Source organism: Paraburkholderia nemoris, from assembly GCF_905221015.1.
GTDB lineage: Bacteria > Pseudomonadota > Gammaproteobacteria > Burkholderiales > Burkholderiaceae > Paraburkholderia > Paraburkholderia nemoris.
Genome location: NZ_CAJNBO010000016.1, coordinates 82980 through 102368 on the forward strand (window position 1 = coordinate 82980; position 19389 = coordinate 102368).

The 19389-nt window shown below is 61.0% G+C and carries 15 protein-coding genes and 1 pseudogene; 9 read left to right on the top strand and 7 right to left on the bottom strand.

The window, feature by feature from the left end:
* Positions 1-8: 8 nt before the first annotated feature.
* The 3 genes and pseudogenes from KHO33_RS24260 to KHO33_RS24270 form a co-directional block, all read right to left on the bottom strand.
* A pseudogene (locus KHO33_RS24260) lies at positions 9-1169 on the bottom strand (response regulator); the annotation flags it as partial.
* Positions 1170-1290: 121 nt separating this feature from the next.
* Complete coding sequence (locus KHO33_RS24265) at positions 1291-1947, bottom strand: response regulator transcription factor (protein WP_200563903.1); 657 nt, start codon at positions 1945-1947, stop codon at positions 1291-1293.
* Between the two features lie 358 nt (positions 1948-2305).
* The gene (locus KHO33_RS24270) at positions 2306-3634 is read right to left on the bottom strand and encodes an MFS transporter (protein ID WP_200563904.1); all 1329 of its coding nucleotides are present in this window, start codon (positions 3632-3634) and stop codon (positions 2306-2308) included.
* Between the two features lie 98 nt (positions 3635-3732).
* Here KHO33_RS24270 and KHO33_RS24275 point away from each other — a divergent pair, with 98 nt between their 5' ends.
* The 7 genes from KHO33_RS24275 (at position 3733) to KHO33_RS24305 (ending at position 10392) form a co-directional block, all read left to right on the top strand.
* Complete coding sequence (locus tag KHO33_RS24275) at positions 3733-4620, top strand: LysR family transcriptional regulator (protein WP_200563905.1); 888 nt, start codon at positions 3733-3735, stop codon at positions 4618-4620.
* 476 nt (positions 4621-5096) lie between these two features.
* Positions 5097-5813: a c-type cytochrome gene (locus KHO33_RS24280; RefSeq protein ID WP_200563906.1), complete on the top strand. Its 717-nt coding sequence runs from the start codon at positions 5097-5099 to the stop codon at positions 5811-5813.
* Complete coding sequence (locus tag KHO33_RS24285) at positions 5810-7192, top strand: c-type cytochrome (protein ID WP_200563907.1); 1383 nt, start codon at positions 5810-5812, stop codon at positions 7190-7192. Before KHO33_RS24280 ends, KHO33_RS24285 begins: the two co-directional genes overlap by 4 nt.
* 30 nt (positions 7193-7222) lie before the next feature.
* Positions 7223-7399 (top strand): hypothetical protein, encoded by a 177-nt coding sequence (locus KHO33_RS24290; protein ID WP_167378501.1) that lies wholly within the window; start codon positions 7223-7225, stop codon positions 7397-7399.
* A 2-nt stretch (positions 7400-7401) separates the two neighbouring features.
* On the top strand, positions 7402-7974 hold the full coding sequence (locus KHO33_RS24295; protein WP_200563908.1) for a cupredoxin domain-containing protein: 573 nt from the start codon (positions 7402-7404) through the stop codon (positions 7972-7974).
* Positions 7961-9586, top strand: a complete 1626-nt coding sequence (locus KHO33_RS24300; protein WP_200563909.1) for a b(o/a)3-type cytochrome-c oxidase subunit 1 — start codon at positions 7961-7963, stop codon at positions 9584-9586. The genes KHO33_RS24295 and KHO33_RS24300 overlap by 14 nt, the downstream gene beginning before the upstream one ends.
* Positions 9583-10392: a c-type cytochrome gene (locus tag KHO33_RS24305; protein WP_200563910.1), complete on the top strand. Its 810-nt coding sequence runs from the start codon at positions 9583-9585 to the stop codon at positions 10390-10392. Before KHO33_RS24300 ends, KHO33_RS24305 begins: the two co-directional genes overlap by 4 nt.
* Positions 10393-10539: 147 nt before the next feature.
* On the opposite strand, the gene KHO33_RS24310 is transcribed toward KHO33_RS24305, so the two are convergent.
* Together KHO33_RS24310 and KHO33_RS24315 are read right to left on the bottom strand one after the other, a co-directional pair.
* Positions 10540-11010, bottom strand: coding sequence for a hypothetical protein (locus KHO33_RS24310; protein ID WP_200563911.1), 471 nt, complete (start codon positions 11008-11010; stop codon positions 10540-10542).
* Positions 11011-11409: 399 nt separating this feature from the next.
* Positions 11410-13050 (bottom strand): methyl-accepting chemotaxis protein, encoded by a 1641-nt coding sequence (locus KHO33_RS24315; protein WP_200563912.1) that lies wholly within the window; start codon positions 13048-13050, stop codon positions 11410-11412.
* 305 nt (positions 13051-13355) lie between these two features.
* Between KHO33_RS24315 and KHO33_RS24320 the strand changes: the two genes are divergently transcribed.
* On the top strand, positions 13356-14156 hold the full coding sequence (locus tag KHO33_RS24320; protein WP_200563913.1) for a bestrophin-like domain: 801 nt from the start codon (positions 13356-13358) through the stop codon (positions 14154-14156).
* A gap of 143 nt (positions 14157-14299) precedes the next feature.
* On the opposite strand, the gene KHO33_RS24325 is transcribed toward KHO33_RS24320, so the two are convergent.
* Positions 14300-14833, bottom strand: coding sequence for a single-stranded DNA-binding protein (locus tag KHO33_RS24325; RefSeq protein ID WP_200563914.1), 534 nt, complete (start codon positions 14831-14833; stop codon positions 14300-14302).
* A gap of 190 nt (positions 14834-15023) precedes the next feature.
* On the bottom strand, positions 15024-16214 hold the full coding sequence (locus tag KHO33_RS24330) for an MFS transporter (RefSeq protein ID WP_171925184.1): 1191 nt from the start codon (positions 16212-16214) through the stop codon (positions 15024-15026).
* A gap of 283 nt (positions 16215-16497) precedes the next feature.
* Here KHO33_RS24330 and uvrA point away from each other — a divergent pair, with 283 nt between their 5' ends.
* A complete protein-coding gene (gene uvrA / locus KHO33_RS24335) occupies positions 16498-19371 on the top strand; it encodes an excinuclease ABC subunit UvrA (RefSeq protein ID WP_200563915.1) in 2874 nt (957 codons plus the stop codon).
* Positions 19372-19389 lie beyond the last annotated feature (18 nt).

The following is a 19389-nucleotide window of genomic DNA, read 5'->3' on the forward strand; positions in this document are numbered from 1 at the left end:
AAGCAGCGTCATGCAAGTAACGCAGCCTGCTCCTCGATTCCATCCAGCATCGCATTGCACTTGCGCATCAATGCCAGCCCGTCGCTACGCAAGCGTTCCGGCGTCTTGACGGTGATATCCCGGCGGTAGTCTTCCAACGCGTTGAGCAGCGGCGGGTACTGCAAAACGCTCGCCGCGCCTGCCACGCGATGATGCCACTCGCGCAGACGCTCAACCTCGACGTGTTCGAGTAACGGAGACAATGCCTGCACGTCTTCGCGCACCGATGAAACGAATGAATCGAGCAAGGCCTTAACGGTCGACTCACTCCCCCACAACTGCGTCATATGACTCAGGTCGACCGGGACAAATGGCTCGGCACCACCATGCGCATCCGGCCCGGAAGCCGGTGGTGCGCTGACCGTTTCACCGGGAGCCGCTTGCCATGCGCTGTCAGTGCCGAACCAACGGCTCAGGTACTCGCGTAGCGTCGCAAGCCGCGTCGGCTTGACGAGGCAGTCGTCCATACCAGCGTCACGACATAGCTTCAGGTCTTCCGGCGCGGTGTTCGCGGTAATCCCGAGGATCGGCAAATGATGCATGCCACCCTGCTCCCGCTCCCGAATGCGTCGCGCCAATTCGTCGCCGGACAGGTTCGGCATGTGGCAGTCCGTGATCAGACATCCATAGCTGGTTTGGTCGAGCGCGGCCAGTGCCTCGACGCCGTCGTTCGCCACGTCGCAGGCAAAACCGAGCAAGGCCAGTTGATGACGGATCAGCTCCTGATTGACCGGATGGTCTTCCGCAACCAGGATCAGCCGTCCGCTGGCGATTGCCTGTTCGCGGTCCGGCGGGACCGCGGCGCCTTCGGCCTTGCGCGGCATGCCGGTGGAACGCGGCGCCACGGAAGGCAGTCCCGTCATCGCCGCGGCGCACGCGGCGCCGAGACCGCGCCACGAGATTGGGTTGATACTGACGCGCACGTTGTTGTCGAGGATGCGATAGCCAGTCGGCTTCGGCTTCTCGGTCAGGCAGATGATCCGCGATCCGGACCTGACGCTTTCGGGCAGCACCAAGTCTTCACTCACGAAAATCATCTCCACGCCTTCAAGACAAGCTGGATCGCACAGTTCGGCCGCATGCGGCGACACGCGACTCAACTCGAGTCCGAGCGCCTGGCCAAAATGCATCTGTCGCTCTCTCCGGAGCAACTGGCCGTGCCGCGATCATTAATCATATTCTGGCCGATAGACATAAGATCGCTCTTAAATGATCAATTGTTCCATTCCTACAATTGATTAGATATGCGATCTAACTTCCACAAACTCCATGTGCGCGGATATAAGCAAAAAGGCCCGGATCATTGGCGACGCCGAGTTTAGCCATTGCCTCACGTTTCTGACGACTGATAGTGCGACGATGGCATCCGAGCGCCGCGGCGATCTCGGAGACCGATTGGCCACGCACAAACATTTTTATAACTTCTGCCTGCCTGGAGGACAGTCGCGATACAGAGGGCAGCTCGCTCGCGTCATCTCGAGGCTGAGCAAGCGCTTCAATGATGGAGCGGCCGACGTATACCTGCCCCTTCCTGCCCGCCTCAATCGCTTGCCAAAGCTCGTCGAGTGTTTCCATTTTGCTGAGCACGCTGAATACGCCGTCTGACACGATCGCGCGCAGAATCTCCGTGTTCGTCAGAGCCGTCATCACGACGATGCGCAACAATGGCCACGTGGATCGGACTCGCCTGACAAGATCCAGCCCATCTTCGACCGTACCGGATGCCTCCGGCATCGTCAGGTCGGTAACGAGCACATCGCATGGCGTGCTCTCCAACAGCGTGATCAATGAAGTGGGTGTATTCGCTTCGCCGACAATGGCAACATCGGCGTGCATTTCCAGCGCGGCCCGAACGCCAAGCAGAACGAAAGGATGATCGTCCGCAAGAATGACTCGAAGGTTCGTCATGATTTGTCTCTGTTGTTGTAGGCATACTCAGCGAACGCATAAGGAAATACCGCTCGCTTCATGCGTGCTCTAATGGCCCAGTGGCGTAGGACGCCACACCAAGGGTGGCCATAAAACCACTGCTACAAACCGGAGAAAATCGGAGTGCTCTGAAACCCGCCAACAATTTGATAGTCCATTGCGAAACTATCAAAGCAGGCACGCGCAATTATGCAAATCGAATATGCGAGAGTCTTTCTCTTGCTGTTTGATTCCGTCTGAAAAGCAACACAGCGACGAGAGCGCGCGCCGCCGCTCCCATCGCGTGGAAAACTACGATGTGACCGGCAGCATGCCGCCACCGGCCACCACTACATCCTCATGTGGCATCACAAGCGCGTGCCGCCGTCAGTTTGCTAACGCGAGCCGTGCGCGGAAATACCGGTAGCGCGATCAAGGCGCACACGCTGGCTACCGCCCACACCATCGGCCACGAACCCACCGACAGCAGCAGCGGAATCGCGAGCGGTGTCAGGAACAGCGTGAGAAAGACGCAGGTATTGCCGATCGCGAGTGCGGTGCCTGCACGGCTCGTCCCTGCGAGGGTCGCCAGTTCCGTGAAGGCAACGCCGTGCCAGGCGGATGCACTTATGCCGCCCAACACGATCATCAGCGCGACCACCGCCGTCATCGCTGTATGGTGCATGCCGGCCAGCCCCGTCACCAGGGCGAGCAATGCGAACAGCACCGCGGTCAGAACACTGCAGGCGCGCATGTAAGCGCGTCGATTGCCGCGCCGGTCGGTCCACGCACCGCTCCAGACCCGCGCAATCGCGGCGCCGGTTTGCACGGCCGCCATCGTCAAACTGATCGCCAGCACACCGGCGCGGCCGAAGTCGTGAAGGAAGACGGTCCCGAATGTCACGATGGCAATCTGCGGCACGCACAACGTGCCGGCGCCGAGCGCCACACGCCAGATGCCGATGTCGCGTAACGGCGAAACCTTCGCCGGCGCCGCACCTGCTCCTGCTCCGGCAACCGCAGCGTTGCGAGCCGTACCTGCACCGTTCCCCTCGACGTGCGAAGGCTCATGCAGCCACCACCATGCGAACGCCGCAGTAATCGCACACGCAAGGGCCAGCACGGTGTACGCGCTGGCAAAGCCGAACTTCGAGGCGAGCGCCGGCAAGATCAGCGCACCCAGGCCCCCGCCGGCCGGCACCGCGGTCTGCCGAATGCTCATCGCGAGGCCGCGCTCACCTTCACGAAACCAGGCCATCACCGCACGGCCACTCGACCCGTTGACGCTACCGCCGAGCAGGCCGACGAGCAGCAGGCCGAGCGCGAGCGTCGCCACGCTCGGCACATGCGCACCGGACGGCACCACGAACAATGCCAGCCCGGCTAGCGCCGCGGCAGTCGAAAGAAGTCCGAGCAACAGCACGCGGCGGTCGCCCCAACGGTCGGTCAACAGACCCCACGGCAACTCGCTGACCGCGATGCCCAAACCGAGCATGCCGAGCACCAACCCGAGCCCATCGTTGCCGAGGTGATAACCCGAACGCAAAAACACGGCCGTGGTCGGAATCCCTGAGAAAGCGGCCGAGAAACTCGCGTTCGCCGCAAAGCCGACACCCAGCACCTTCCACCGATGGCTCGCCGTACGCGCTCCAGGTACCGGCACGGCGGCAATCGAATCGTTTCCCATGACAGCCTCTGCAATGAATGAATTGGAGGTATCCTACGGCTGGGCAAACCATCGGAAAAGCCGGAAAATCAGATGACTTTCATCGGATATACCGAATCATGAGCCAACGCGGATTTGACCTGACTCAACTGCGCACCTTCGTCGCCGTCGCGGAATCGGGCAGCGTCTCGGCGGGCGCGGAACGCGTGTTCCTGTCGCAGTCGTCGGTGAGCGAGCAGTTGAAGAAACTCGAGGAGCGCGCCGGCCAGCCGCTCTTCGTGCGCAGCAAGCAGGGTGTGACCGCCACGCCGGCCGGCAGCCGCCTGCTCGATCACGCGCGCCGCATCATCGCCATGAGCGAGGCGGCGTTCGAAGACCTGCAAGGCCGCTCGCTCGACGGCGAACTGCGCATCGCCATCACGGACTACTACCGTCCGCTCGACATCGCGCGCATTCTCAAGACGTTCTCGGAACAGCATCCGCGCCTGAAACTGCACGTTACCGTGCAGCCGAGCGCCGTGATCGATAGCAGCGCCGGCGACGATGCGTCATACGACATCGGCCTCTCGTTGCGGCTCGTCACCGGGAGAACACGCTCCACCAACCGCCGCGACAGCGCGCAAAGCACCGTGGTGCGGCGCGAGAAACTGCTCTGGGTCTGCGCGGCCGATGCCAGTCCGCGACCGGTCACGCCGTATTCATTGGTCTTGCTACCGTCGAGTTGTCAGTTGCAGCGCTTCGTCGTGAAACTCCTCGATGAACACAAGGTGCCATATCTGGTGTCGCATTCCGCCTCCGGGGTGGCCGGCTTGCAACTGGCGCTGAAGGCCGGGCTGGGCATTTCCTGCCTGAACGAATCGTCGATCGGCGGGGGCCTGGTCGCCTGTCCGCCGAGCATCGGGTTGCCCGCATTGCCCGCCGTCGAGTTTCATCTGTTGCCGGGGCGAATCGGCGAAAGCGAACGCGTCAGCAATGCACGCACAGCGTTGATGCATCTCTTCAGTTGACGCGTAGCGCGTCGATGCACGCGCTGAGACTCAAGGAACACGACAGAAACGCAGTGCATCAATCGCATTCGGCGATGCAGTCCGCACTCGAACCAGACAAAGAATAAATATTGAAGGCGCTCTAATCGACGACTATGCTGATCAAATACGCCACCGATTGCCCCCTCAATTGTCATTGACGCATCGGATAAATTCCTGCAACCTGCTACACGTCTGCTAAACGCATCAAGACGTTATTACCGCAGCCCGAAAGCCGCCGCGCGTTGGCGCACCTAGGCAGATCATTGTTTTGTAAAGCAATTGTATTGCCGTATCTCCTCAACACTCTGCCTCCTTAATAAGTCAGTTTCGATTTGCTGTTCATGCAGTCGTTATAAAAGAACAGTTGGCAGGCTTGTCATGCGTCGTTCATCGAATTCGTGAGCGAACGCGTGAAAATAAATGGCGAAAATAACCGTTCCCCGGCGAGGCCAGGCGTGCATCGTAGAACTATCGGATTTTCGGTCCTGTTGGCGTTTTACGTCGTGTGGCGCGGCGTGGCGTTCGCAGCCGCTGATGCCCCCGCAGCGATGCCCTCAGCCATGGACGAGCGCGTGCGCGCCTGCACCTCGTGTCATGGCGTGCAAGGCCAGGGCCTGAACAACGATTACTTCCCGCGCATCGCCGGCAAACCGGCCGACTATCTGTTCAATCAGTTGAGCGCGTTTCGTGACGGCGGTCGTACTTATCCGCCAATGGGCTATCTGCTCGCCTTCCTGCCCGACGATTATCTGCGCAAGATCAGCCAGTACTTCGCGGACCTGCAACCGCCCTACCCGAATGCCGATCACACCGACGTCGCACCGGCCGTGCTCGCAGCCGGACAACGACTCGTCACCCAAGGCGATCCGGCACGCAAGATCCCGGCGTGCATCGCGTGTCATGGAGCACGCATGACGGGCACGCAGCCTGGCATCCCGGGCCTGCTCGGCCTGCATGCGAGCTACATCGCCGGACAGATGGGCACGTGGCGCTCGGGCACACGTCACGCGCTTGCGCCGGACTGCATGCATTCGATCGCCGTCAAGCTGACCGACAAGGACATCACCGCGGTTTCGAGCTGGCTCGCGCGCCAGCCGCGCCCTGCCGATCCACGGCCCGTGCCGGCGTCCGCTGAGCGGTTGCCTCTCGCATGCGGGAGCCAACCGCAATGAAGACGACCTTCCGCTCGATCCGTGCTGTTTCGTACGCCATGATGAAGCGCCGTCGCACCGCTACATTCAGCTTGCTGGTTGCCGGCTTGATCTGCGCTGGCGGCACCGCGCTTTTCAGCGCACCGCGGGCGCTGTTGATCGCTGAAGCGAGCGCGGCTGAAGCCGTGCCTGCCGCTACAACCACAACAACCGCAACGGCCGCTGCCAACAAAGCCGACACCCGTCCCGACATCGTCAAACGCGGCGAGTATCTGGCGCGTGCCGGCGACTGCGTCGCCTGCCATACCGCGCCGCGCGGCAAGCTGTTCGCCGGCGGTCTCGCCATGGATACGCCGTTCGGCACGCTGTATTCGCCGAACATCACACCGGACGCGCAGTACGGCATCGGCGCATGGAGCGAGGACGCATTCTTCAAGATGATGCGCACCGGCCTGGCACCGGACGGCACCATGATCTACCCCGCGATGCCAATCGCTCAGTACACCAAGGTCAAACGTGAAGACTCGGACGCGATCTTCGCCTATCTGAAGTCGGTCACACCGGTACGTGAGCCGAACCACAAGCACGCGCTGAGTTTCCCGTTCAACCAGCGCAAGCTGCTGTACGGCTGGCGCACGCTGTATTTCCGCGAAGGCGAGTTCCAGCCGGACCCGACCAAGTCGGTGGAGTGGAATCGCGGTGCGTATCTGGTCGAAGGACTCGGGCACTGCACCATGTGCCACACCAAGATCAACATGCTCGGCGGCTCGTCGCAAAGCGAGCAGTTCGCGGGCGGCCTGATTCCGGTGCAGAACTGGTACGCGCCCTCACTCACCTCCGATAAAGACGGTGGTCTCGGCGACTGGAGCATCAAGGACATCGTCGATCTGCTGCAAGCGGGCATTTCCAATCGCGGCGCCGTGTACGGGCCGATGGCCGAAGTCACCTATCACAGCCTTCAGTACATGACAGAAGATGACGTCAAGGCGATGGCCGTCTATCTCAAGACCTTACCGGACAATCCCGGCCGCAAGTCAGGCCCGACCGCACCGACCAATACCAACGTGTTCGCGCTCGGCGAAAAGATCTACGCCGACAAATGCGCGCTATGCCACGGCGCGAACGGCGAGGGTCAGTTGCAGCACTACCCGCCGCTCGCACGCAACCAATCGATTGAAATGGACTCCGCGGTGAACCCGATCCGCATCGTGCTCAATGGCGGTTTCCCGCCCGGCACCGCGCGCAATCCCGAGCCGTACGGCATGCCGCCGTTCGGTCAGGAGCTGAACGACACCGACGCCGCCGCCGTCGTCACGTATATCCGCACTGCGTGGGGCAACCACGGCCAGCCGGTGACGTCCCGCGAGGTCAACGAATTGCGCAAAGCGCCGCTGCACTGAACCTGAACCGCTGCACCGGAGAATCTCCAGATGGAAGCGAACGATACCCGCAGCGCGGCCCCACCTACGGATGAAGAAGTGGAACGCGTCGTCGCGGCCGGCCCGCATGGCGCGATCGCCGTGGCCGGCGTTGCCACGCTGATCGTCATGGCGATCTGGTTCGGCTTCTACTTTCTTGTCTTTCTGCCGCGCGGCGTCATCCACTGACTATGTCGACTGATTCCAATCACCAACCGGGCAGCGGTCACGAAGTCGCCTTACGCGCCGAGCGCCGCTGGGCGATTTTCGCCACGGCGCTGATCGTTCTGATGCTCGTCGTCATCGTGTACTCGGGGCTGCATTGGGCGATGATGCCGCCGTCGCGGGTCGAGACGATCGATCCCTCGCGCCTGCAACTGTCGGGCGAATTCGTCGAAAACAACCTCGGCAGCGCCGTCGAGCCGGATGGTTCGGTAGTCGTGCGTTTTGTCGCGCAGCAGTATTCGTTCACGCCTCAGTGTCTGCTGGTGCCTGCCGACACGCCAATCACAATCCGCACCACCAGCGCCGATGTCGTGCACGGCTTGCTCGTGACCGACACCAACATCAACACGATGGTCGTGCCCGGCTACGTCGCTACGCTGAACACGCGCTTCGACAAACCCGCCGATCACACCATGCCGTGCCACGAGTTCTGCGGCTTCGGCCACCAGACCATGTGGGCGCACGTCAAGGTCATCGACAAAGCCACGTTCTTCGAGCAAGCCCGACAATCACGGAGGCTCAGCTGTGTTTCACGCTAAGCGACTCGTTCTCGCGCATTTCTGGCTGGCCTTCGTCGCGTTTCTGATCGCGCTGCTGCTCGGCGCGTGGCAGATGCTGGTACGCAGCCCGCTGCTGCCATGGGTCGGCGACCCCGAGCTCTACTATCGATCGGTGACCGCACATGGCTCGGTGATGGCTTACGTGTTGCCCACGCTGGTTTCGATGGGCTTTGGCTACGCGATTGTCGAACTCGCGCTGGCGCAGCGGCTTGTCGGCCTCAAGTGGGCGTGGGCCGCATTCATCATGCTGGCAGTTGGCGCGGTGATGGCGATGGTGCCAGTCGCGCTCGGCAAAGCTTCAGTGCTCTACACCTTCTATCCGCCGATGATCGGCAGTCCGTTCTATTACCTCGGCGTGGTGCTGGTGGTGGTCGGTTCGTGGATCTGGGTCGCACTGATGCACGTGAATCTGCGCATCTGGAAGCGTGCGAATCCCGGCAAGCCCATTCCGCTCGCGATGTTCGCCAATGTCGCAGGAGCGTATCTTTGGGCCTGGACCGCGATCGGCGCGGCGCTCGAAATCCTGTTCCAGATCTTGCCAGTCGCTTTCGGTCTCACCAACACGATCGATGCCGGCCTCTCGCGTATCCTGTTCTCGTGGACGCTGCATGCAATCGTCTACTTCTGGCTGATCCCGGCTTACATTGCGTACTACACCCTGGTGCCGCGCGCGATCGGCGGGCGGCTCTATAGCGATTCGATGGCGCGCGTGTCGTTCATTCTGTTCCTCGTGTTCGCGATGCCGATCGGCATTCACCACCTGTTCGCCGATCCGCAGGTCGGCTCAGGCTTCAAGTTCCTGCATGCGGTGTTCACCGGCATGGTGTCAGTGCCGACGTTGCTGACGGTGTTCACCATCTGCGCATCGGTGGAAATCGCCGGGAGGCTGCGCGGTGGCAAGGGCGCGTTCGGCTGGTTGACCGCGTTGCCGTGGCAGAACCCGATGATGCTGGTGATCGCGTTTTCGTTCGTGATGCTGGGCCTTGGCGGTGCGGGCGGCCTGATCAACATGAGCTACCAGTTGAACTCGTCGGTGCATAACACGCAGTGGGTGACCGGGCACTTCCACCTGATTTTCGGTGGAGCGATCGTCATCATGTACTTTGCGATCGCGTACGAACTGTGGCCGCAACTGACCGGCCGTGCGATTGCGTCGGTGAAGCTGGTGCGTATGCAACTGTGGCTGTGGTTCATCGGCATGATGGTGGTGACGCTGCCGTGGCACTACGTCGGCTTGCTCGGTGCGCCGCGCCGCATGGCGTATTACGACTACAACATGCCAGGGATGGAATCGCAGGCGTTCTGGGTGGGGATGTCGGCGGTGGGCGGACTGATCCTAGTGGTGTCCGGCGTGCTGTTCATCTACATCCTCGCGAAGTCGCAATTCGGGCCGGAGGTACAGCAACAGAGTTTCCGTTTTGCGAGCGCGGTGCAACCGGTGGAGCATGTGCCTGCCGCGCTCAATAGCTTCGGCTTGTGGGTGGCGTTGATGATCGGGCTGACGGTCGTCAACTACAGTGTGCCGATCCTTCAGTTGCTCAGATTGCCGCAAACGTCGGTGCCGGCAGTTGTTGTTGGAGCGCAGCGATGAGTCAGGAACGCATCTTCAGCTTGCGCAATCCGTGGTTCACGGTGAGCCTGGGCGGCACGATTGCGATTGCCGTGGTGGCGATATTGATCGGCTTCATCTGGTTGCCATCGGCCAATAGCGGATTCAGCAAGCGCGGCTTATGGGCGACGATTTGCAGCGCCGCGGGCGCGCCGTCGAGTTGGTACGGCGGCACCAATATTGCCGGCCCAGCGCCGAGCGAGGTGGTGGTCTTACCGCCTTTGCGACGGGTGCGCGCCGACGCGAATTCGATTGGCCGCGGTGCGACGATTGCGACGCAGAATTGCTCAATGTGTCATGGCGTGCTGGGCACGGTGCAGGTGACTGCGCCCGCGTTGGCTGGGCAGTATGCCGACGTGGTCTACAAAGAATTGCGCGACTATCAGAACGGTGTGCGGCAGAACGCGGTGATGCAGCCGATTATCGCGGCTCGCAGTGATCAGGATCTGCATGATCTGGCGGCTTACTATGCTTCGCTGTCTCGCGCGCCGGCGGCCGAGGTTTTGCCAGCAGGCGTTGGACCGGATGCGAATGCCGTGAAGCTTGCGATGCAAGGTGATCCGCAGCGGAATATTGCGCCTTGTGCGGCCTGTCATGGACAACTGGATCGTAAGGGGGCGGCGCCTTGGCTTGGCGGGCAGTCGTCCATTTATCTCGCTGCGCAGATGCGGGCGTTCGCTTCCGGTGCCCGGCATAACGATATTAACGAGCAGATGCGGAATGTGGCCCGGCAGATGACTTCGGCGGAGATCGATAGCGCCGCTAAGTATTACGCGGCTATGCAGTAATCGTTTGAGTTTGGTTTAGCCTTCGCGGCGCTCAACCGCGAATGACGTGTCAGAAGGCCCGCACTCAGCGGGCCATTTTCTTGCCCAGCGTCTTACGCGCAGCTCGCGCCTTTTTCATCGCTTCTGCGTGGTGGCCGATAGCGCCAGTTAATATGCAGCGCCAGAGACCTGTGCCCCCGCTTCTCCTCGCGACGCGACCTTTGTGCGCACCGGTTTGGGCCGCGCGGTATCCGTGGGTCTCGCGTTCAGCTTGCCATCTGATTTCTTCCGCACTGCCTCGGACAGAAGACTCGCGGCACGTTTCGCGGTGATGCGGCTATGAGGTACGTCCTTCGCATCAAGCGCGATCACCTGGTACAGTTCGCGGTCGCATTCAATCTCGCGCTCGTATCCTTCGCCTGTTTCGACAAGCAGTTCCAGCAACGCCTGTTGGCTTTGTCGTTCTTCTCTTGTCATGCAGGGAGTTCTACGTATTGAGGCCGCAAGCGTAACCAGTCGCCTAAGTTGATCCAACTGCCGGTTGCATAAATCGAAAGCTGAGAGCGCGAGTTTCTCGTACTGGAGCGCATCAACGGGCGCGCGTGAGGGTGCTTGAGGGGTCTTGGTAGATTTGCTCATGGTGCGATTTCCGGTTCGTTCCTGAATCGCCCGACACTCGCTGAAAGATGGGGTGAGCGGGCACATGGCGAGGTTGACAGACTGGGTAACGAAACGAAACCAGCGGGCCTTGCGGCCCCCTCACCACGACCCGCCCATAGAAAAAGCGCGCGTGTTGAAGGGCACTACCCACTTTCGCAGGTAGTGCGTTTCGTTACGACGGACTGTCAAACCCGCGCCGTTTTGTCTAACGGCAGGAACAATCTAACGCACCTATTTTTTAAGACGATCAACCAAACAGGCTAAACGCGCGAATTATAACTAATCTTTACATTTGGCCTGGCGCGTACCCTGTACTGATTTTCATGCAGCGCACGCAAGCGCTCGATCATCCTTCAACACGCTACGCGGTCTGCCGTATCAAGCCGCCACAAACTCACCCGCGTTAACCTTCCGCTGCGTAGCCGCAGCCCCACCTCGCCGATCGGCAAGAGAAGAATCCCCGCTCTCCGTCTGAAACACTGCCACCGCCGAAGTCAACCTCCGAGCCTGGTCCTCCAACGAACTAGCCGCCGCAGCAGCCTGCTCAACCAGCGCGGCATTCTGCTGCGTCACCTCATCCATCTGCGCAACAGCCAGGTTCACCTGATCGATCCCGGTGCTCTGCTCAAGCGCAGCGGCCGCGATCTCACCCATGATCGAACTCACCCGCGAAATCGAATTGACGATCTCGGTCATCGTCGACCCCGAGCGCTCGACCAGTTGCGACCCTGCCTGCACCCGCGCCGTCGAAGCATCGATCAACCCTTTGATCTCCTTCGCCGCCGCCGCGCTTCGCTGTGCCAACGACCGCACTTCGCTCGCCACCACCGCAAACCCACGACCCTGCTCGCCCGCGCGCGCCGCCTCGACCGCCGCGTTCAACGCCAGAATATTGGTCTGGAATGCAATCCCTTCGATCACGCCGACGATGTCGGCAATCCGCCGCGAGTCGTCGACGATGCCATGCATCGTGCCCACCACCTGCTCCGTCAGATCACCACCCTGCGCAGCGAGGCTCGACGCACCCTGCGCCAGCGAACTCGCCTGCTTCGCGTTGTCTGCGGTCTGCTTGACAGTCGAGGTCAGCTCTTCAATGCTCGCCGCCGTTTCTTCAAGCGACGCAGCCTGCTCTTCGGTCCGTTGCGACAGATCGGTATTACCGGCCGCAATCTCGCTCACGCCTGTATCGATCGATTCCGTGCCGTGACGCACGGCGTTCACCGTCTCGATCAGCGAGTCCTGCATCTTGCGCAACGCCGCTGCGAGACGGCCCATTTCGTTATTACTCGTCACGTCGATCTGGCCGGTCAGATCGCCATTGGCAATCCGCTGAAACTGCGCGATGGTCGCGTCGACCGGGCTGACAATAGCCCGCACCATAACCGCCCGTCCGATCAGGGCGCCCAGCAGCGACAGCCCCATACCGATCGCCACCGTAATGCAGATTGCGTAGAACAGATCCTGTGCGTCCTGATAACGCTGCGCACCGTGATCGATTTGCAATTGCTCGAGCGTGAGCATGGCCTTTTCGTACGCGCTATAGAGCGACGGCAGCTTGTGCGCCTGCAACTGCTCGAATGCATTTTTGTCACCCGATTTGAGCGCGGCCAGCGCCGGCGCGACACCCTCGTGCAGGAAGGTGTCGCGCTTGTCCTGCATGTCCTTGATCAGGCGCTGTTCGTCAGCATCCGTGCTCGCACGGCTCACATAATGGGCAAGCCGATCATCCGATGCTTTCTGATACTGATCAAAGCGCTTGAGCACCGCGTTCGCGCCGTCCTGATCGTTCAGGTCGACCAGCGATGCGTAAGTCGCGAGCGCCAGACGCAGGCGCAGCAGTTGTCCAGCGCTGCCTTCGAGGTCGGCGACTGCGGGGGTGTCCACGGTGTACATCTGTTGCAGCGACGCGTTGCTCGAACGCAACGACAACAGCCCGGCTGCGGCGCCGAACAGCAGCACCAGGCCGAAGAACACGATCATCAGGGTAAGGCAGGTTCGAATCGACAGATTTTTCAACATCGGGCTGGTCTCCATTGGGCTGCCTGACCGAATGTTCACAAAACTACCCTCGGCCACGCGTGCTGCGCCCAAGCCCATACGGCCAGGTCCGCAACCTTTGATCAAAATTTAAGCGAACGCCACATAGATGGTCTACGGCGGGATTACAGAAAACTTTATGGTTGATGGCGCATACGTTTGCGATACATCAACATACGAGCGGAAGTCGGCCGCTGTTTGAGCAGGGGCATTTGCGGGACTACCCGGGTGGCCGGTAGGCGGTGGTTGGTAGAAAGTGACGAGGCACGCGTCTTCGGAGCATTTCTATGTCAGAAATAGGCTCGGCCCTGCTGGTTTTCGCTCTATTGCTTGTCGGAACCGGCTTGGGCGTCTGGGTGCGACCGTTGCTGCCAGAAGAGCACAAGGCTCACGAAACCGTGCAACTCATCCAGCTGGTTATCGGCATGCTGGTGACGTTTGCCGCGTTGGTGCTCGGGTTGATGACGGCGTCCGCGAAATCCAGTTTCGATACCGAATCGAATGATTTGCGCACCTATGCGGCCGACCTGATCGAGTTCGACACCACCTTGCGGGAATATGGCAGCGATACCGATGAGGCCCGTAACCTGCTGCGTGCGTACACCGCTGCGGCGATTGCATCGACATGGCCGGGCGAGACGGCTCCAGCCGGTGACTATCCGAGGAACATCGGCACACAGGACAACTCGCAGAAGCTGGAGAACGTGAGGCTCGGCGACATGCTGACTGTGGTGGGAAGGCAGTTGCGGCAACTGCGAGCGCACGACCCGTTGCAACAGCGCGCGCTCAATGATGCCTTGACGCAATATCGGCGAACGGTGGATGCCCGCTGGAAAATCATCGAGGAAGCGCACAGTTCGATTTCCATGCCTTTTTTGATGACGCTGACGTTCTGGTTGTGCGTGATTTTTCTCAGCTTCGGATTGATCGCGCCGCGCAATGCGTTGGCTTTGGTCACGATCTCGCTTGGGGCAGTTTCAATTGCTTCCGCTATCTACGTGATCGTCGATCTGGATACGCCGTTTTCCGGGCCGATTGTCGTTTCCAGTTCGCCGATGAGGGATGCGCTGGAGCATCTCAGGCGGTGATTTTTTGACTTTGTCGGCGGCGTTTCCCGACTGAGTGCGCGGAGCACGCACTTCTTTCCATCTCATTGATGCTGATGCGCAAATAAAAAAACCCCGCCTCTCGAGCGGGGTCTTTTGCATCGGTCAACTCGCGTGCGGGTTGATCAAAACGGAATATCGTCATCCATCTCATCAAACCCGCCGCCAGCCGGCGCGCTCGGACGGCTCGAACCACCGCCGCCACCACCGCTGCCGCCACGCGAAGCGCCGCCGCCCGAAACCGCGCGGCCACCACCGCCACCACTACGCTCCGACGGCTCACCGCGGCTATAACCACCTTCGTCGCCACCGCCCGACGAACCACCACGGCCACCCAGCATTTGCATCTGCTCGGCGACGATTTCGGTCGAGTAACGGTCGGTGCCGTCCTGAGCTTGCCACTTGCGAGTACGGATGCGCCCTTCCAGGTACACCGACGAACCCTTCTTCAGATATTCGTTCACGATTTCAGCAAGCCGGCCGAAGAACACCACACGGTGCCATTCGGTTGCTTCCTTCATTTCGCCGGACGTCTTGTCCTTGTACCGATCCGTTGTCGCAAGGCGGATGTTCGCCAGTGCGTCGCCGCTCGGAAGATAACGGACTTCCGGATCGGCTCCGAGATTGCCGACGAGAATGACCTTGTTCACGGATGCCATGAGTTTCTCCTGTTGATTCTGTTACGGGCGGCGCGGCAACGCGCGGTTCGCGTCTCATGGCCGGCAGGCCGGAGACCAGAACTGCGCCTCTGCCCGCCACCGGGTGAGTTCTGTCAAGAAACGCCGGGCCGTCCCAAGTTTCCTTGCCCCCTCGGGGGGCTTGGCGCAAAGCGCCAGGGTTGGGGCGCTCTTACGCCTTCTTGCGCGGCGGCTGTTTCATATTTGCCGCGATTATAAGCCAGCAAAAGACGAGCCCCGAGCAAGTGAAAAACACCGCGCTCTGACCATCCACTTTCAGCAGCCAGCCGCCGACCACCCCACCCAGCGCAAGACCGATTGACTGCGTCGTGTTGTACACGCCCGCCGCCGCGCCCTTACGAGTTCCAGGCGCCAGTTTCGACACCAGCGAAGGCTGCGACGCCTCAAGAATATTGAAGCCCAAAAAGTAAACAAAGAGGATCGCCGCCACAGTCAGAATCGTATGCGGTGCGACGCCCAACAACAACTGTCCGATCAGGATAAGACCGATCGCGGAAAGCAGCACGATTTTCATTTTTCCGCGCTTTTCCGCGGCGATGATCGCCGGGACCATCATCACGAACGAGAGGCCCATTACCGGCAGATAAACCTTCCAGTGCGACGCGACCGGCAGGCCGCCGGCTTCGAGAATGCGCGGCACGACGAGGAACAACGCGGTTTGCGTGGCATGCAACACGAGTACGCCAAAATTCAGGCGCAGCAGCTCAACGTTATGCAGCACCTCGGCGAACGGCGCGCGCACATGCACGGGCTTGGGCGCATCCGGCACGACCCACAGCACGAGACCAATCGCCAGAATCGAGAAAATGCCGACCAGCGTGAACAGGCCACTCATGCCGACCCACTGGAACACGATCGGCGCACCGACAATCGCCACCGCGAACGAAACGCCAATACTGCCGCCGACCATCGCCATCGCCTTGGTGCGATGCTCTTCGGAGGTCAGGTCGGCGATAAACGCGATCACCGCGGACGACACCGCGCCCATGCCCTGAATCACCCGCCCGACAATGATCCACGTCATGTCGTGCGCGCCGGCGGCGACAAAGCTGCCAAGCGCGAAAATCAGGAGACCGGTCGCAATGACCGGTTTGCGGCCGACCTTGTCGGAGATCCAGCCATAGAAGATGTACAGCATCGACTGCGTCACGCCGTACGCACCAAGCGCGATCCCCACCAGCAGCACGTTATCGCCGCCGGGGATGGTCTTCGCGTAGATCGAGAACACCGGCATGATCATGAAGAGACCGAGCATGCGCAGCGCGAAGATGGCGGCAAGCGACACGGTCGCGCGCATTTCAGGCGCGCTCATGCGTGAGGATGTAGCGGACGGATTGGACATCGGGAACGTTCTTTGAATGAGCGGGGCGGCAAACATACGGCGCGGCATTCGGGCCGGCGGCCTTGCCAGACGCTCGTCCGGCGCCTCGCGGCGCCTTGTACTCGCGAAAAATGGCCCCAGTTAGGCCTCTTTCCCGCGGCGCTGGACCGCAGCCTTACAGCTTGCCTTGCACCTTCTTCGGGCTGTCAGGAAGCCGTAACGGCGGTCTTGAAAAGTCGTTATAGTAGCAGGTTTAGCCTCCTCCTCTTTCCGCCAGGTCACGGGCCAAGTCTTGGAATAACGCGTGGAACAAATCCGTATCCGTGGGGCTCGCACCCACAACCTGAAGAACGTCAATCTCGACCTCCCACGTCACAAGCTCGTCGTGATTACGGGCCTATCCGGCTCGGGTAAATCGTCGCTCGCGTTCGACACGCTCTATGCGGAAGGACAGCGGCGCTACGTCGAAAGTCTCTCCGCTTACGCCCGCCAGTTCCTGCAATTGATGGAAAAGCCGGACGTCGATCTGATCGAAGGCCTGTCGCCGGCGATTTCGATCGAACAGAAGGCGACCTCGCACAATCCGCGTTCCACGGTCGGCACCGTCACCGAAATTCACGACTATCTGCGGCTATTGTTCGCCCGCGTCGGCACGCCGTACTGTCCGGACCACGAAATTCCGCTGGAAGCGCAAAGCGTCTCGCAGATGGTCGATGCGGCGCTCGCGCTGCCGGAAGAGACCAAGCTGATGATCCTCGCGCCGGTGGTGGCGAACCGCAAAGGCGAGCACGTCGAACTGTTCGAAGAGATGCAGGCGCAGGGCTTCATCCGTTTTCGCGTCCGCTCGGGCGGCGGCACGGCCAACGAAGGCGTCGCGAAGATCTATGAAGTCGACTCGCTGCCCAAGCTCAAGAAAAACGACAAGCACACGATCGACGTCGTCGTCGACCGGTTGAAAGTGCGCAGCGATATGAAGCAGCGCCTCGCCGAATCGTTCGAAACGGCACTGCGTCTCGCCGACGGCCGCGCGATCGCGCTGGAAATGGATACGGACAAGGAGCACCTGTTCAGCTCGAAGTTCGCCTGCCCGATCTGCTCGTATTCGCTGCAGGAGCTGGAGCCGCGCCTCTTCTCGTTCAACAACCCGATGGGCGCGTGCCCGGAATGCGACGGCCTCGGCCAGATCACCTTCTTCGATCCGAAGCGGGTTGTCGCGCATCCATCGCTGTCGCTGGCGGCAGGCGCGGTGAAGGGCTGGGACCGGCGCAATCAGTTTTACTTCCAGATGCTGCAGAGTCTCGCGGCGTTCTACGAGTTCGACATCGACACGGCCGTTGAAGACCTGCCGGAGAAAGTCCGCAAGATTCTGCTGTTCGGTTCGGGCAAGCAGGAGATTCCGTTCTCGTACATCAACGAGCGCGGCCGCACTTCCGTGCGCGAGCATGTGTTCGAAGGGATCATCCCGAACCTGGAGCGGCGTTATCGCGAGACCGACTCGGTCGCGGTGCGCGAAGAGCTCGCCAAGTATCAGAACAACCAGCCCTGCCCGGCTTGCGCCGGCACGCGGCTGCGTCGGGAAGCGCGTTTCGTGCGGATCGGCTCGAACAGCGACGCGCGCGGCATCTTCGAAATCAGCGGCTGGCCGTTGCGCGACGCGCTCGGCTATTTCCAGACGCTACGGCTCGAAGGTTCGAAGCGCGAGATCGCCGACAAGGTCGTCAAGGAAATCGTCGCGCGCCTGATGTTCCTGAATAACGTCGGGCTCGACTACCTGTCGCTGGAGCGCAGCGCGGAAACGCTGTCGGGCGGTGAAGCGCAGCGGATTCGCCTCGCCTCGCAGATCGGTTCGGGTTTGACCGGCGTGATGTACGTGCTGGACGAGCCGTCGATCGGTCTGCATCAGCGCGACAACGATCGGCTGATCGCCACGCTCAAGCATCTGCGCGACCTGGGCAACTCGGTGATCGTCGTCGAGCACGATGAAGACATGATTCGCATGGCCGACTATGTGGTCGACATGGGCCCGGGCGCGGGCGAACACGGCGGCATGGTGATCGCCGAAGGCACGCCCAAGCAGGTGGAAGCGAACGCGGCATCGATGACCGGGCAGTACATGTCCGGCGCCCGCAACATCGAATTCCCGGACGAGCGCAAGGAACCGGACGAGCGCCGTCTGCGCATCGTCGAGGCGTACGGCAACAATCTGCAGCACGTGTCGCTGGATCTGCCGGTCGGCCTGCTGACCTGTGTGACCGGCGTATCCGGTTCAGGCAAGTCCACGCTGATCAACGACACGCTGTATCACGCGGTCGCGCATCACCTGTATGGCTCGTCTACCGAGCCGGCGCCGTACGAATCGATCGAAGGCCTGGAGCATTTCGACAAGGTCATCAACGTCGACCAGTCGCCGATCGGCCGCACGCCGCGCTCGAATCCGGCCACCTACACGGGCCTGTTCACGCCGATCCGCGAACTGTTCGCGGGCGTGCCTGCGGCGAAAGAACGCGGCTACGAAGCGGGCCGCTTCTCGTTCAACGTGAAAGGCGGCCGCTGCGAATCCTGCCAGGGCGACGGTGTGCTGAAGGTGGAAATGCACTTTTTGCCGGACGTCTACGTTCCCTGCGACGTCTGCCACGGTAAGCGCTACAACCGCGAAACGCTGGACGTCCAGTACAAAGGCAAGAACATCAGCGAAGTGCTCGACATGACGGTGGAGAACGCCTACGAGTTCTTCAAGCCGGTGCCGGTCGTCGCGCGCAAGCTGAAAACCTTGCTGGACGTGGGTCTCGGCTATATCCGGCTGGGCCAGTCGGCCACCACCCTGTCGGGCGGCGAGGCACAGCGCGTCAAACTTTCGTTGGAACTGAGCAAGCGCGACACGGGTCGCACGCTATACATCCTGGACGAGCCGACCACCGGTCTGCACTTTCACGACATCGCATTGCTGCTGGAAGTCATTCATCGTTTGCGAGACCAGGGTAATACCGTCGTGATCATCGAGCATAATCTCGATGTAATAAAGACCGCCGATTGGGTCATCGATCTCGGCCCCGAAGGCGGAGCCGGCGGCGGTCAAATCATTGCGCAAGGCACGCCGGAGCAGGTTGCCAAGTCTAAGGCAAGTTTTACCGGCAAGTATCTGGCGCCTCTGCTGAAACGCATTGCCAGTAGAAAGTAACGCTGCACAACACGGGTT